At 54.5% G+C, this 14,008-nt stretch carries 14 protein-coding genes and 1 pseudogene; 5 read left to right on the plus strand and 10 right to left on the minus strand.

Annotation, left to right across the window (positions count from 1 at the left end; genetic code table 11):
• Positions 1 to 77: 77 nt before the first annotated feature.
• From EHN07_RS11020 to rppH, 8 genes are all read right to left on the minus strand, one after another.
• Positions 78 to 404 carry a prepilin-type N-terminal cleavage/methylation domain-containing protein gene (locus tag EHN07_RS11020; RefSeq protein ID WP_124024191.1) on the minus strand — a complete coding sequence of 109 codons (327 nt, stop codon included), beginning with the start codon at positions 402 to 404 and terminating at the stop codon, positions 78 to 80.
• Positions 386 to 820: a DUF2509 family protein gene (locus tag EHN07_RS11025; protein WP_124024192.1), complete on the minus strand. Its 435-nt coding sequence runs from the start codon at positions 818 to 820 to the stop codon at positions 386 to 388. Before EHN07_RS11025 ends, EHN07_RS11020 begins: the two co-directional genes overlap by 19 nt.
• Positions 817 to 1,377: a prepilin peptidase-dependent protein gene (locus EHN07_RS11030; protein WP_124024193.1), complete on the minus strand. Its 561-nt coding sequence runs from the start codon at positions 1,375 to 1,377 to the stop codon at positions 817 to 819. Before EHN07_RS11030 ends, EHN07_RS11025 begins: the two co-directional genes overlap by 4 nt.
• Positions 1,368 to 1,841: a prepilin peptidase-dependent protein gene (locus EHN07_RS11035; protein ID WP_124024233.1), complete on the minus strand. Its 474-nt coding sequence runs from the start codon at positions 1,839 to 1,841 to the stop codon at positions 1,368 to 1,370. The genes EHN07_RS11030 and EHN07_RS11035 overlap by 10 nt, the downstream gene beginning before the upstream one ends.
• Positions 1,842 to 2,026: 185 nt before the next feature.
• Positions 2,027 to 2,821: a thymidylate synthase gene (gene thyA / locus EHN07_RS11040; protein WP_124024194.1), complete on the minus strand. Its 795-nt coding sequence runs from the start codon at positions 2,819 to 2,821 to the stop codon at positions 2,027 to 2,029.
• Between the two features lie 6 nt (positions 2,822 to 2,827).
• Positions 2,828 to 3,703 carry a prolipoprotein diacylglyceryl transferase gene (gene lgt / locus EHN07_RS11045; protein ID WP_124024195.1) on the minus strand — a complete coding sequence of 292 codons (876 nt, stop codon included), beginning with the start codon at positions 3,701 to 3,703 and terminating at the stop codon, positions 2,828 to 2,830.
• Positions 3,704 to 3,877: 174 nt separating this feature from the next.
• Positions 3,878 to 6,124: a phosphoenolpyruvate--protein phosphotransferase gene (ptsP, locus tag EHN07_RS11050; protein WP_124024196.1), complete on the minus strand. Its 2,247-nt coding sequence runs from the start codon at positions 6,122 to 6,124 to the stop codon at positions 3,878 to 3,880.
• 12 nt (positions 6,125 to 6,136) lie between these two features.
• Positions 6,137 to 6,667: an RNA pyrophosphohydrolase gene (gene rppH, locus EHN07_RS11055; RefSeq protein WP_034457550.1), complete on the minus strand. Its 531-nt coding sequence runs from the start codon at positions 6,665 to 6,667 to the stop codon at positions 6,137 to 6,139.
• Positions 6,668 to 7,107: 440 nt separating this feature from the next.
• On the opposite strand from rppH, the pseudogene EHN07_RS20655 reads away from it, so the two are divergent.
• The 5 genes and pseudogenes from EHN07_RS20655 to EHN07_RS11075 form a co-directional block, all read left to right on the plus strand.
• Positions 7,108 to 7,194 (plus strand): annotated as a pseudogene (locus EHN07_RS20655) (hypothetical protein); the annotation flags it as partial.
• Between the two features lie 150 nt (positions 7,195 to 7,344).
• Positions 7,345 to 8,031, plus strand: coding sequence for a DNA mismatch repair endonuclease MutH (gene mutH, locus EHN07_RS11060; protein WP_124024197.1), 687 nt, complete (start codon positions 7,345 to 7,347; stop codon positions 8,029 to 8,031).
• A 76-nt stretch (positions 8,032 to 8,107) separates the two neighbouring features.
• Complete coding sequence (locus tag EHN07_RS11065; RefSeq protein ID WP_124024198.1) at positions 8,108 to 8,821, plus strand: TerC family protein; 714 nt, start codon at positions 8,108 to 8,110, stop codon at positions 8,819 to 8,821.
• A 125-nt stretch (positions 8,822 to 8,946) separates the two neighbouring features.
• Positions 8,947 to 9,165: a YgdI/YgdR family lipoprotein gene (locus EHN07_RS11070; RefSeq protein WP_124024199.1), complete on the plus strand. Its 219-nt coding sequence runs from the start codon at positions 8,947 to 8,949 to the stop codon at positions 9,163 to 9,165.
• A gap of 144 nt (positions 9,166 to 9,309) precedes the next feature.
• On the plus strand, positions 9,310 to 10,350 hold the full coding sequence (locus EHN07_RS11075; protein WP_124024200.1) for an NADP(H)-dependent aldo-keto reductase: 1,041 nt from the start codon (positions 9,310 to 9,312) through the stop codon (positions 10,348 to 10,350).
• A gap of 35 nt (positions 10,351 to 10,385) precedes the next feature.
• Here the strand turns inward: EHN07_RS11075 and lplT are convergent, their stop codons facing one another.
• Both lplT and aas read right to left on the minus strand, forming a co-directional pair.
• Positions 10,386 to 11,582 carry a lysophospholipid transporter LplT gene (gene lplT, locus EHN07_RS11080; RefSeq protein ID WP_124024201.1) on the minus strand — a complete coding sequence of 399 codons (1,197 nt, stop codon included), beginning with the start codon at positions 11,580 to 11,582 and terminating at the stop codon, positions 10,386 to 10,388.
• Positions 11,575 to 13,734 carry a bifunctional acyl-ACP--phospholipid O-acyltransferase/long-chain-fatty-acid--ACP ligase gene (gene aas / locus EHN07_RS11085; RefSeq protein ID WP_124024202.1) on the minus strand — a complete coding sequence of 720 codons (2,160 nt, stop codon included), beginning with the start codon at positions 13,732 to 13,734 and terminating at the stop codon, positions 11,575 to 11,577. The genes lplT and aas overlap by 8 nt, the downstream gene beginning before the upstream one ends.
• Between the last annotated feature and the right edge of the window lie 274 nt (positions 13,735 to 14,008).

Raw genomic sequence — 14,008 nt, forward strand, 5'->3', positions numbered from 1 at the left:
TTTTCGGCCGATCGCCACAAGGAAGGGAAAACCACGCTTTTTCCTTGTTTGTCAGCAAGCTTCTGCTCCTGACGTTTCTATTTTTGTGGGCAATACCACCGCGACAGCTGCCCGTTCCGCCCACCCGGGCTGGTAATCGTCACGGTGATGCTGACACATCCCGCCGCCGATGTCTGCTGCTGACTGACTTTCCATGCCCGGGTTGGCAATGGGGCGTCAGGTTCGCTCATCTCCAGCGCTAAACGCCACAGCATTCGCGTTTGCCACTGTGACTGAAAGCCCTGCTGTAGCGCCCGGTGATACCCCAATAAAGCCAGCATAACAACTGAAAACAGCACCATCGCGCACAGCACTTCGATGATACTGAACCCATGCTGTAATGATTTCACTGGGGTAACAGACATTGGGACACCTCGGCTAAGGGGCAAAAATCCAGCCAGCCATGAGGTGCGGAAAGCCACTGTGAATGCTCTATCCTCCCCCAGCGCCATAAGGTCAGCGGCGCGGCTGGCCCCGGAAACATCCCCCGCGCCGCCATCAGCACTTCATTTTTCGCGTCCGATACGACACAGGCCTGCCAGCCTTTTTCTGGCTCCTGCTGGCACTGCCAGCCGAGCCGCGGCTGCCAGGATAGCTGGCTTCCCCAGGCCTGAGCAGAGAGTGCCTGCGCGTATTGCTTAATAAACCCCACTTCGCTGCCGACCAGATGCCGCTGGTGGCTTAACTGCTGCTGCACTCCGCCGAGCATTAATATCCCTGAGGCAAACAGCAGCAAGATAAACCCAAGGGTGATATTTCCTCTTTCGGCGCGATGGTTCACAGGTTGTATCCTACAACGATATGCCGCGTTGACACCGGGTGCTGTCCGTTTTTAAAGGTGGCAGCCAGACTAATAATTAATAATGGCGGCATTGAAAGCCGCGCCTGTCGGGTTACCGAGAATGACCGAATGACCATCATTGCCGGATCGGAGATTTTCTCCCAGCCTGCACCTTCACAACTGGTTGCCCCGCGCATCACTTCCAGATTGCCACCGCTGAGACGAAAACCAGCCCGCTCGGTTTCAGCATGACCTGGGGGTTCCCAGCGTCCATTGCTGTTGCCGTCCCATTGCAGCAGAACACATCCCCCTTCTTTGCCCAGAACCAGCCCCTCACCCTGGCAAGTTCCATGGCAATAGCCTGCGCGCTGGAGCTGCTTTCCGAGACTGAACGCCAGCTGCCAGAGCGATTCCTGCAGGGTTTCTCGCTGGTACTGTAGCAATATGGCTCCCTGCAGGGCTGGAAATAACCGGCCGGCGCCGAGCAGAACGATACTGCTTAATGTCATGGCGATAAGCGTTTCCAGTAAGGTGAATCCCTGCTGATTTAGCTGCATTTGTGACTCCCGTTAACCTCGCAGAGGCGTATTCTTCCCTGAGCGGATAGCACCACGTGCCACTGCCCCGCCGGGCTTTGCAATAAAATATGGCCCGGCCAGGCGGTATTCCTCAGCCCGTAAAACCCGATGCCTGGCGTTATCTCTGCGATCTCAACATCGGCAAAAGGCTGGAGCAGCTGCCAGCGCTTGCCAGAGCCACAAGCATTCACCACAACCAGTTTGCTTGTCAGACACCACTTTTTTTCCGTGCGGCTCACGGTTAATAAATGGTCGTGGTTATGCCAGTTCGCGTCGCTGCGCAGCTGTTCGAGCAGGTTACGAATCTGCTGGCTGGTCATCCACAAGCGCTGTTGCTGCTGCCATTGTTGCCAGCCATACACGCCGCCTGCGCTAAGCATGACCACGATGACCATCACCACCATTATTTCGATCAGGCTAAAGCCATACTGTTTGGTTTTCATCACCGCAGTGTGCCAGCGGGAAAATTCTGCGCGAGCGGCAAGTTTGCGTTTTTCGGGGCAGCCCGAAGCAGAGTTTTACCGTTACGATAAATTGCAGAAGAGCCGGAAAGCGGCTCGTAAAGGCGATATTCAGGCAAAAAAAAACCGGCGCGCAAATGGCACCGGTTATGGCAGGCTCGCAGCCGTCAGATGGCGACTGGCGCTTTGATCGCAGGGTGCGGATCGTAGCCTTCAATGTCGAAATCTTCAAAGCGGTAGTCAAACAGCGACTCAGGTTTACGCTTGATAACCAGCTTTGGCAACGCGCGCGGCTCACGCGTTAATTGCAGACGCGTCTGTTCAAGGTGGTTGCTGTACAGATGGGTATCCCCACCGGTCCAGACAAAATCCCCCACCTGCAGGTCGCATTGCTGCGCCATCATATGTACCAGCAGCGCATAGCTGGCAATATTAAACGGCAGGCCGAGGAAGATGTCGCACGAGCGCTGGTACAGCTGGCAGGAAAGCTTGCCGTCCGCCACATAGAACTGGAAGAACGCGTGGCAAGGGGCCAGCGCCATTTTATCCAGTTCACCCACGTTCCAGGCCGAAACGATAATGCGGCGCGAATCAGGGTCGTTTTTAAGCTGGTTAATCACCGTGGTTAGCTGGTCGATATGGCGGCCATCAGGGGTGGCCCATGAGCGCCACTGTTTGCCATATACCGGGCCGAGGTCGCCGTTTGCATCTGCCCATTCATCCCAGATAGAGACGTTATTCTCATGCAGCCAGGCCACGTTGGTGTCCCCTTTCAGGAACCACAACAGCTCATGAATGATGGAGCGTAAATGGCAGCGTTTCGTGGTCACCAGCGGGAAACCATCCTGCAGATTGAAGCGCATCTGATGGCCGAAAATCGACAGCGTGCCGGTGCCGGTACGGTCATCTTTTGGCGTGCCGTTTTCCAGCACATGTTTCATCAAATCAAGATACTGTTGCATATTTCCTCACGAAAGCTGCTGCTGTGGACGGCGACGATAGGCCCAAACCATCATAATCACACCCGCGACAATCATCGGAATCGAGAGGATTTGCCCCATGCTGATGTACTGAACCCACTCGCCGGTAAACTGGGCATCCGGCTGGCGGAAGAATTCAACAATGATGCGGAACAGGCCGTAGCCAATCAGGAACAGGCCGGATACCGCACCCAGCGGGCGTGGCTTACGAATAAACAGATTAAGGATGATAAACAGCACAATGCCTTCCAGCACCATTTCATAAAGCTGGGAAGGATGGCGCGGCAGGACACCGTAGGTATTAAACAGCGACTGCCATTCAGGATGGGTCGCCAGCAGGCCGATATCTTCACTGCGCGAGCCCGGGAACAGCATCGCCCACTGGAAGTTGGGATCGACACGCCCCCACAGCTCGCCATTGATAAAGTTGCCCAGGCGGCCAGCGCCGAGGCCAAATGGGATCAGTGGCGCAATGAAATCAGCAACCTGGAAGAACGAACGGCGGGTGCGGCGCGCAAACCAGATCATCACGCAGATAACCCCGACCAGGCCGCCGTGGAAGGACATGCCGCCATCCCAGACTTTAAACAGGTAGAGCGGGTCGGCAAGGAACGCGGGCAGATTGTAGAAGAAGACATACCCAAGACGCCCGCCGAGGAATACCCCAAGGAAGCCCGCATACAGCAGGTTTTCGACTTCGTTTTTCGTCCAGCCGCTGCCTGGCTGGTTAGCACGACGGCCGGCAAGCCACATGGCAAACACGAAGCCGACCAGGTACATCACGCCATACCAGTGCAGAGAGACTGGCCCGATGGAGAAAATCACCGGATCAAATTCAGGGAAATGCAGATAGCCACTATTCATCTGTCACCACAAACCATTGTTACCCCACCGAAAGCCGACGATGGGTTGCAAGTACGCATCTGTGCGGATGCGCTCCGAAAGCAGCGGATCATAGCACAAAGGCCACCCGGGTTAAGTCGGTGAAGTTGTAAAAGATATGTAAGAGCACGGGAAGATGCGGAAACGACGAGCGTCTTAGCGCCCGCCGCGAATCAAACCACCCATTCCGCGCCGTTCCATAAACGATGCCACCTGATGGCGCACTTCTGTGGCCAGCTGAGCTTCAAGGCTGCGCTGGGTGAGCTGTTGCACCTCCTCAAGGCTAATATGGCGCAGCAAGTATTTGACGCGGGCCACCGAGCGGCCGTTCATCGATAAATGGCGATAGCCCATCCCCACTAACAGCGCAACGCACATGGGATCGCCCGCCATTTCTCCGCACAGGCACAGGTCGATAGCATGGCGTTCAGCTTCTTGCGCAATATGGTTCAGCGCGCGCAGCATCGCCGGGTGCAGGCTGTCATACAGGCTGGCGACGCGGGTATTGTTGCGATCGACCGCCAGCAGATATTGCGTCAGGTCGTTGGTGCCCACCGAAATAAAGTCCACCCGGCTGGCAAGATGCCCCAGCATAAAGACCATTGAAGGGACTTCAACCATCACGCCAATACGCGGTTTTGGCAGCTCGTAGCCGAGCACCTCTTCCACTTCACGCCCGGCGCGATCGATCAGGCGACGCGCCTCGTCTATCTCGTCGATGCTGGTGATCATCGGCAGCAGAATGCTCAGGTTACCGGTTGCCGCATTGGCACGCAGCATGGCTCGCACCTGCACCAGGAAAATCTCGGGCTGATCGAGCGTGATGCGAATGCCGCGCCAGCCCAGGCATGGGTTTTCTTCACTGATAGGCATGTAAGGCAGTTGCTTATCGGCACCGACATCCAGGGTGCGCAGCGTGACCGGTTTTTCATTAAACATCTGCAGCATGCCCTGATACTGCGCGACCTGCTCCTCTTCGGACGGGAAGCCGCTTTGCAGCATAAAGGGGATTTCGGTGCGGTATAGCCCGATCCCATCAATACGGCCGCCAAGCTGTTGTTCATGCTCCGGGCTCAGACCCGCGTTGAGCATCACCTGCACGCGCTCACCGCTTTTCAGCGCCGCCGGGCTATCAACGTCGTCTTCCACCAGGCGGCTGAGTTCATTCTCTTCGGTGATAAGCCGCTGGTATTCCTGCAGCAGCACCGTTTCCGGGTCAACCAGCAGTTCACCCCGATAGCCGTCAACAACCAGGGTACGGCGGTGCAGGACCGAAGGCTGAATATCGGCTCCCATCACGGTTGGGATACCCAGCGCACGCACCATGATTGCGGCGTGTGAGTTGGCTGCCCCGTCACGCACCACCACCCCAACCAGGCGGTTTTGCGGCAGCTCAGCAAGGGTGGTGGCAGATAACTCATCGGCCACCAGCACAAAGCGTTCAGGCCAGGTGTTTGGGCTCTGAATAGTGTCATCGAGATGGAATAGCAGGCGCTGGCCGAGCGTGCGCAGATCGCCCGCGCGTTCTTTCAGGTAGCTGTCGCTTAAACTTGCGAACTGTTCCGCAAATTTTTCGATAACTTTTTTAACCGCCCATTCGGCAACCGAGCCTTTGTCCACCTCTTCGAAGAGTTCACGTCGAAGCCGGGCATCGGTTAACAGGTGCGAATAGAGGTCAAAAATGGCGGCCGTTTCTTTTTGCGCTCCCGCGGCAAAGCGTTTGCTGTAGCGGCGAAACTCGTTAGACGCTTCTTCAAGGGCGGCGGTCAGACGTTCGCGCTCAAGCGTGGTATCCAGCGTCGAAGCCTCGGACACCTGCTCCATCAACGGGAGAGTCGAATCCATCCAGCCTTCAGCAATCGCCACGCCGGGAGACGCAGGCAGCGCACGAATACGCGTCTGGCGATACTGGCCAAATAAGGCGGTTAGCTGTGATTGAGAGAGGATCGCGGCCATCTGTGTGGCTAGCGTGACAAGGAAGGACTCCTCGCTTTCATCATATTGGCGATGCTCCCGCTGCTGGACCACCAGCACCCCCAGCAATTGACGGCGCTGGATGATAGGCACCCCAAGGAAGGCGCGAAAACGCTCTTCTTTAACGGCAGGAACATATTTAAAGCTAGGGTGCTTCTGCGCATCCGCAAGGTTTATCGGCTCCGCAAGACGCCCAACCAGGCCGACGATGCCTTCATCAAAGGCGAGAGTCACAGTACGGCCGCGCGGCTTTTTAAGGCCGCGCGTCGCCATCAGGTAAAAGCAACGCCGGTCATGATCTGCGAGATAAACCGAGCAGACCTCGGTGTCCATCGCAAGGCAGATATCTGTAACCAGAATATCCAGCGCCTCATTGAGGCGCGGAGCGCTGGCAACCTTCTCGACTATTTCTCGCAGACGGGTGAGCATTTTTGGCGTGACTTAACCTCTTTTACGTCGCCATGCAGGCGCATTATTACGTGGTGGCGCAACTTCCTGCAGCGGCATAACAACGCTTGCAAACTCTTTCATCACCCGACGATAAACATCGCGTTTAAAGGAGACAACCTGACGAACCGGATACCAGTAGCTCACCCAACGCCAGCCATCAAACTCTGGGGTACTGCTGGTTTGCATATTGATATCGTTATCGGAGCTGATCAACTGCAAAAGGAACCATTTTTGTTTCTGGCCGATACAAACCGGCTTTGTGTCCCAACGCACCAAACGTTTAGGTAACTTGTAACGTAACCAGTTTCGGGTCGAGGCGAGTATGCGCACATCTTTACGCTGCAGACCCACCTCTTCGAAAAGCTCCCGGTACATGGCCTGTTCCGGAGATTCGCCAGGGTTGATGCCACCTTGCGGAAACTGCCAGGAATGTTGACCAAAGCGCCTGGCCCACATCACCTGACCCTGCCGATTACAGATTACGATACCAACATTCGGGCGGTAGCCATCATCATCGATCACCGGACTACCTCAAAACAAACTTAGATTAGGGCGATTGTTTCATACAAGCGACAGGCGGTAAACCACTGTGTCACCGCCGGTAAAAGGAATAACGGTTGAATAACTCACAAAATATGACCGAGTTATAAACATTGGCGATCGACAGCCCGGCAGTTTATTCACTTTTTCTGTGGATATAACTGTGAAGAACTACCTTATACACGCGGGACAACTTAGGATAAGTCTGCTTACCCCACAAAAATAAGAAATAAAATATATAATGTATTCAATAAAATAAACAAAAAACCATTCACCCTTTGCTAAGTAATGTGATGATCGTCACATGCAAAGATCTTTCACTGACGAAAGATCGACCAATGCGGTTTTTATCCACAGATTGTGCCAACAAGTTAGTCACAATCTGGTGAAAAAATGGATTTACCCCCCAGTCAAGGCTGTAAATCGAACCAGTAGTGAGCTTTTTTACCAGTTATCCCATTTTTCTGTGGATAACCCGGTGTAAGATCCTGTTCATTGCCGGTGACCAGAATGGGAAAAGGTTTTTGCAGCAACGATAAATGGCAAATTGTGGCGATAAAAATGATGAAAAATCAGTTAATTGTCATTCTTATCCCCGACGCGCTAAACTATTTCCACACTGTGGGTAAAACACGTCTATTTTTTGACCAGCAGGCAGCATGCAAACTCTTAGTCCTTTACTTCACCCTCCAGAAAACGAACAGATTTTGCTGGCCCAGGCGCAGAAGCTGGCAGGCTATACCTTAGGTGAGCTGGCAGCCCTGGCGGGTTTGCCGATCCCAAAGGATCTTAAACGCGATAAAGGCTGGATCGGCGTGTTGCTCGAACTCTGGCTAGGGGCCAGCGCCGGGAGTAAACCCGAACAAGATTTCGCCGCCCTGGGGATTGAGCTAAAAACCATTCCGGTTGACCGTCTTGGTCGTCCACTCGAAACCACCTTTGTGTGTGTCGCGCCGCTCACGGGTAATACCGGTGTGGTATGGGAAACCAGCCATGTGCGCCATAAATTAAAACGCGTCCTGTGGGTACCGGTTGAAGGGGAGCGGCAAATCCCCCTTGCCGAACGCCATATTGGCTCGCCGCTGCTGTGGGCGCCTTCCCCAGCCGAAGAGCGCCAGCTACGCCAGGACTGGGAAGAGCTGATGGATTTGATTGTGCTGGGCCAAGTCGAGCGCATCACCGCTCGCCACGGAGAAGTGCTGCAGCTGCGCCCCAAAGCGGCCAACAGTAGAGCGTTGACCCATGCCGTGGGCGCCGATGGCTCCCCCATCCTGACGCTACCGCGCGGTTTTTATCTGAAAAAGAACTTTACTGCGGCGCTGCTGGCCCGTCATTTCTCGTTGTGACTTCATTTAACTTGCGCCCCGTTCCAGGCTGGCGTTTATAATTGACGTTTTCCCCATTTCTGGCAGGATTTTTTTAATGTTATTTTCATGGATTACCGATCCTAACGCGTGGATGGCGCTAGGCACCCTGACGATTCTGGAGATCGTATTGGGTATCGACAATATCATCTTCCTTTCGCTGGTGGTGGCGAAGCTGCCGAAAGCCCAGCAGGCGCAGGCCCGCCGTCTGGGCCTGGGTGCGGCGATGATTATGCGACTGGTATTGCTGGCCTCAATCGCCTGGATGACGCACCTGATCCATCCGCTGTTTAGCGTTATGGGCCATGAGTTCTCGGCGCGCGATCTGATTTTACTGCTCGGCGGGCTGTTCTTAATCTGGAAAGCAAGCAAAGAGATCCACGAGTCTATCGAAGGGGAAGAGGAAGGGATAAAAACCAACGTTCACTCTTTCTTCGGCGCTATCGTGCAAATCATGCTGCTGGATATTATTTTCAGCCTGGATTCGGTGATCACCGCCGTTGGCCTCTCCGATCATCTTTTCATTATGATGGCCGCCGTGGTCATTGCCGTGATGGTGATGATGTTTGCCGCGAAACCGATTGGCGATTTTGTCGAACGCCACCCGTCGGTAAAAATGCTGGCGCTGTCATTCCTGCTGCTGGTGGGCTTTACCCTGATTCTTGAAAGCTTCGATATTCATGTGCCGAAAGGCTACATCTATTTTGCGATGTTCTTCTCAATTGCTGTCGAAACGCTGAATCTGGTCCGCAACAAAAAGAACCCGCTGTAACCCTCCCGGGGGAATTTTTCCGCTTCCCCCGCGTTCCTTTTAAGAATTTACTGCTTACGTTCTCCACTTTGCTGGGTTATTACTAGACTATAGATGTCATTCCATACCCCACGAGGCGAATAACGATGAAAAAATGGGCCGTTCTGATTTCCGCTGTCGGTCTGGCATTTGCGGTTTCAGGTTGTAGCAGCGATTACGTGATGGCGACCAAAGATGGTCGAATGATCCTGACCGATGGAAAACCCCAGGTTGATGATGATACCGGCCTGGTGAGCTATCGCGATCCGCAAGGCAATGAAATGCAAATCAACCGTGACGATGTTTCACAAATCATTGAGCGTTAACGAATAAAGGTCAGCGCCATGCTGGCCTGCCACACTTTTCTTCGCCGCCCCTCTTCCTCTTTTGCTTTCCCTCTGCCATGTTGATAGTCCATTTTTATCGGGCAGCCTGCTGGCCGATAAGACCGAAGAATAAGGAAAGCGGCTATGCAATATCATCGTATCCCCCACAGCGCTCTTGAAATAAGTACGCTAGGGCTGGGAACCATGACCTTTGGTGAGCAAAACAGCGAAACCGACGCTCATGCACAGCTTGATTACGCCATTCACCAGGGCGTTAACCTGATTGATGTGGCTGAGATGTACCCAGTACCGCCCCGCCCGGAAACCCAGGGGCTAACCGAAACCTACGTCGGTAACTGGTTAAAACAGCGTGCGAATCGTGAAAAGCTGATTATCGCCTCGAAAGTGAGCGGCCCGAGTCGCAACAACGACGCAGGTATTCGCCCTAATCAGATACTGGATCGCAGAAATATTCGCGATGCGCTGGATGCCAGCCTGAAGCGTCTGCAAACCGACTATCTCGATCTCTATCAGGTTCACTGGCCGCAGCGCGCCACCAACTGCTTTGGCAAACTGGGCTACGAATGGAGCGATAATGCGCTGCCGGTGACGCTGCTTGAAACGCTTGAAGCGCTAACTGAATTCCAGCGCGCCGGGAAAATCCGCTACATCGGAGTTTCCAACGAAACGCCGTGGGGCGTGATGCGCTATCTGCAGCTGGCGGAAAAACATGATTTGCCGCGTATTGTCACCATTCAGAATCCCTACAGCCTGGTGAACCGCAGTTTTGAAGTGGGGCTGGCCGAAATCACCCAGCGCGAAGGGGTTGAGCTACTGGCTTACTCCTGCCTGGCGTTCGGTACGCTGACCGGGAAATATCTCAACGGAGCCAAACCAGCTGGCGCGCGCAACACGCTGTTTAGCCGTTTCACGCGCTACAGCGGTGAACAAACTCAGCGCGCGGTTGCCGCCTATGTTGAGGTGGCTAAACGACATAATCTCGACCCGGCACAAATGGCGCTGGCGTTTGTCCGCCGCCAGCCGTTTGTCGCCAGCACGCTGTTAGGCGCCACCACGCTTGAGCAGTTGAAAACCAATCTTGAAAGCCTGTATTTGGACTTAAATGAAGACGTGCTTGAAGAGCTGGAAGCGGTAAACCGGGTTTATACCTACCCGGCACCCTAATGTGCAAGTCTCCTCTCCGCCGGAGAGGAGAAAAACTATCTCTGACGCCTCTGCCAAACCCATAATCCGCTAATCGCCAGCGCAAATACGGCGCCAAAGCCGATACCGATACCAACAATCGATGCCCCGGTTTTAACCGCCAGCGAGAACAATCCCAGCATCAGCAACATTGCGGTATTTTCACCGAGGTTCTGCACCGCAATCGCATTGCCCGCGCCAACCGAATGTTTGCCACGCTCCTGCAGCAGCGCATTAAGCGGAACCACAAAGAAGCCGCCCATGATACCAATCAGCAACAGCAGCAGATAAGCGGGCAGCAGCGCATTCTGGAGCGCGAAGAACAACACGCCAACGCCGATAAAAATACCGGCTGGCATACAGCGCGCCACGGTTTTTAGCGTCACCAGTTTTGCCGCCGCACCCGCGCCCACCACAATCCCCACGGCAACCATGGCGTTCAGGTAAGTGGGCGTCGCGTTATCGGTAATCCCTAATGCTACCGGCACCCACAGCACCAATAAGAAACGCAGCGTGACGCCTGCGCCCCAGAACAGGCTGGTGCCGACTAACGAGAAACGAGTATCGCCGCTTTGCCAGAGCACGCGGGTGGCGCTGAAGAAACTGCGCGTCATTGGAGCAAAGCGCCATGATTGCCCTGGGCGTGCCGGGGCCAGTTTCGGGATGTAGAGGTTAGCCAGCACCGCACCAGCATAGACCAGCACGCACACGCCAAGCGCCGCCACAATATTCCAGTCAGCCAGGATGCCACCGGCCATCGAGCCAAGCAGAATGGCGGCAATGGTCGAAGACTCCATCAGGCCATTGGCTTTTACCAGCCGCTCGCCCGTCGTTAACTCACCGAGAATGCCGTATTTGGCCGGCGAGTAGGCCGCCGCGCCAATCCCGACCAGCAGATACCCCACGAAGGGGTTGAGACCCACACAGATCGCCGCCGCGCCAAGCAGCTTGAGGCCGTTGGCAAACATCATGACTCGCCCTTTAGCAAAACTATCCGCAACCTGGCCGACAAATGGGGCAAACAAAATATATGCGCCGACAAAAACCATCTGTAACACAGGCTGGCTCCAGTCAGGGTAAAACTGCTGTTTCAGCACCGCAAGGGTGGCGAACAGCAGCGCATTATCCCCAAATGCGGATAAAAACTGCGCGCCGGTAACGGCCATCATCCCTCTGGACCAAATAGAGGTATTGTTCACAACACGATCATGCATTCTCTCTCTCCGGCTGGGTGACCAGCGCTGTCAGGCTGACGAAATCAGGCTTACCGCTCCCCAACACGGGCAGCAGTTTCAGGAAGCGTATATCGCGCGGTACGGCCAGTTCAGGCACGCCGTTTACGCGGGCATAGTGCAGCAGTTTTTCACGGTTTAGCTCGCTGTCGGTGGTGAACAGCACCAGAGCTTCGCCTTTGGCGGCATCGGTTTTGATAACGGTGGCATGCATTTTTTCCGGCGAAACGCCCAGCGCCAGCTGTTCAACCATTTCCAGCGAAACCATTTCACCGGCAATTTTGGCAAAGCGTTTAGCTCGCCCCTGGATAATACAAAAGCCGTGTTCATCAAATGTGACAATATCGCCCGTATCGTACCAGCCTTGTTCCATTTCGCCGTTCGCATTCTCAGCAACCGGCGCTTCCAGCACGCCCGGATTTTCCACGCGCAGATAACCTTTCATGACATTCGGCCCTTTCAGCTGCAGCCGCCCCCCCTCTTCGATGCCCGGAACGGCCACCAGACGGGCATCCATCGCTGGCAAAATACGCCCTACGGTGCCTACTTTCGCCGCCATCGGAACGTTGATGGAAACCACTGGCGCACACTCCGTCACGCCATAGCCTTCCAGCACGCGCAGGCCAAATTTATCCTGCCACAGCTGTTTGGTGCTTTGCTGGAGTTTTTCCGCCCCCGCCACCACATAGCGCAAACGGAAGAAGTCATAAGGGTTGGCAAAACGCGCGTAGTTGCCAAGGAATGTCGAGGTGCCAAACAGCACGGTGCAGTTACGGTCATAAACCAGCTCCGGCACCATGCGGTAATGCAGCGGGCTTGGGTAGAGGAAAACTTCCGCACCGGTTAACAGCGGGGTAAATAACCCCACCGTCAGGCCAAAAGAGTGAAATAACGGCAGCGCCGACATAAAGCGGTCGTTGGCAGTGAAATCAGCGATGGTGCGAATTTGTTCGACGTTCGCCAGCAGGCTTTTGTGGCTGTGCACCACGCCTTTGGGGTTGCCTTCAGAACCGGAAGTAAACAGCACCATCGCCGCATCTTCCGGCTGCTGTTTTACCTGCGCCAGGCGCGGCAACAGTAAATGAGCAAAGATCCACAACTTATCAGCTAAAGTCACATCGGCTTTTAAGTCTTCAAGGAATACCCAGCGCACCTGGGTGAGCTGTTCTGGCAGATGCCATAACTTGCCTTTATCAAGGAACTGGCGCGAGGTGAAGATTGTTTTGAGCCGCGCGGCGGTCATCGCGCTGGTTAGCCCTTTCACCCCGGCGGTGTAGTTCATCATCGCCGGAATGCGACCACGAGATGAGGCACCAAAAATCACCGCCGCACTGATTGCCGCATTCGGCAGCATCAGGCCAATGGTCTCCCCCGGCGCGCTGTATTTATCAAGAATTCGGCCGACAAACAGCGACTTAGTCAGCAAGCTGCGGTAGGTATCAGGCTTAAAATTAATATCTTCAATGCAGTTTTTCCGCTCGCCATAGCGATAGCGGGCAGCAAGCAATGCCTCATATAACGTTTCGCGAGGGCGCACCGCCATACGCGCTTCCATCATTATCTGATGCAGCATTTCGCCCGCCATTTTACGGCGATCGCGCGCTCGGGGCGCATCCGGCATTGGCACTGATGTTGGCGGCAGAATATGCAGGCTGATACGCGGAAACAGACGACGTTTGACCAGTCCTTTCAGGCGGCTGAAAAAGGTCAGCTCGGCACCGTCGATACGCACAGGGATAACCGTCGCATTGGATTTTGCGGCAATAAACCCGGCGCCTTCGTAAATTTTCATCAACGAACCGGTTACTGAGATGCGCCCTTCCGGGAAGATAACCACCGGGCGCCCCTGCTCCACCAGCCGCACCAGATGTTTTATCGACATCGGTTTTGTCGGGTCGAGCGGCACAAATTCAATCAGCGGTTTTAGCCAACGCATATACCACTGCCGACTAATAGAAGAGTAGACCGCGAAAACCGGGCGGCCGGGTAAAAAAAGCGCCAGCAAGATGCCGTCAATAAAAGAGACATGGTTTGGGACAATCAGCACCCGCGACTGGGAAAGAGGTTGCGGATCGCCATAGAGCCGCACCCGGAACAGAAGACGAAACAGCGTACGGAAAAAACCAAATAGCATAGCAACTCCCTTTGTCATGAATAAGCTGCGGGCACTTAAATGTAGTGGCAGATTACATGACTAATTGCACAGGAGCGATAGTTTGGGTACACAGGAGCGAGAGTTTGAGTAAAGGAGGTTGTTGAAAATCGGCTAAAAAAAACCTGCGCATCTGCGCAGGTCGGTGCAAAAGAATTGTACTTAACAACGTAACCAGAATTCTCACCAATCAATACCTCTGGGATGACAAATGTAGCAGTGACCGCGCCCGTTTCGCCATCGCGAAATAGCAACA

Source organism: Buttiauxella warmboldiae (assembly GCF_003818135.1).
GTDB lineage: Bacteria > Pseudomonadota > Gammaproteobacteria > Enterobacterales > Enterobacteriaceae > Buttiauxella > Buttiauxella warmboldiae.

Coding starts and splice junctions, on each gene's coding strand:
- EHN07_RS11020 (WP_124024191.1), bottom strand. CDS start 404: ATGTCTGTTACCCCAGTGAAATCATTACAGCATGGGTTCAGTATCATC.
- EHN07_RS11030 (WP_124024193.1), bottom strand. CDS start 1,377: ATGCAGCTAAATCAGCAGGGATTCACCTTACTGGAAACGCTTATCGCC.
- EHN07_RS11035 (WP_124024233.1), bottom strand. CDS start 1,841: ATGAAAACCAAACAGTATGGCTTTAGCCTGATCGAAATAATGGTGGTG.
- thyA (WP_124024194.1), bottom strand. CDS start 2,821: ATGCAACAGTATCTTGATTTGATGAAACATGTGCTGGAAAACGGCACG.
- lgt (WP_124024195.1), bottom strand. CDS start 3,703: ATGAATAGTGGCTATCTGCATTTCCCTGAATTTGATCCGGTGATTTTC.
- ptsP (WP_124024196.1), bottom strand. CDS start 6,124: ATGCTCACCCGTCTGCGAGAAATAGTCGAGAAGGTTGCCAGCGCTCCG.
- mutH (WP_124024197.1), top strand. CDS start 7,345: ATGCAAACTCTTAGTCCTTTACTTCACCCTCCAGAAAACGAACAGATT.
- EHN07_RS11065 (WP_124024198.1), top strand. CDS start 8,108: ATGTTATTTTCATGGATTACCGATCCTAACGCGTGGATGGCGCTAGGC.
- EHN07_RS11070 (WP_124024199.1), top strand. CDS start 8,947: ATGAAAAAATGGGCCGTTCTGATTTCCGCTGTCGGTCTGGCATTTGCG.
- EHN07_RS11075 (WP_124024200.1), top strand. CDS start 9,310: ATGCAATATCATCGTATCCCCCACAGCGCTCTTGAAATAAGTACGCTA.
- lplT (WP_124024201.1), bottom strand. CDS start 11,582: ATGCATGATCGTGTTGTGAACAATACCTCTATTTGGTCCAGAGGGATG.
- aas (WP_124024202.1), bottom strand. CDS start 13,734: ATGCTATTTGGTTTTTTCCGTACGCTGTTTCGTCTTCTGTTCCGGGTG.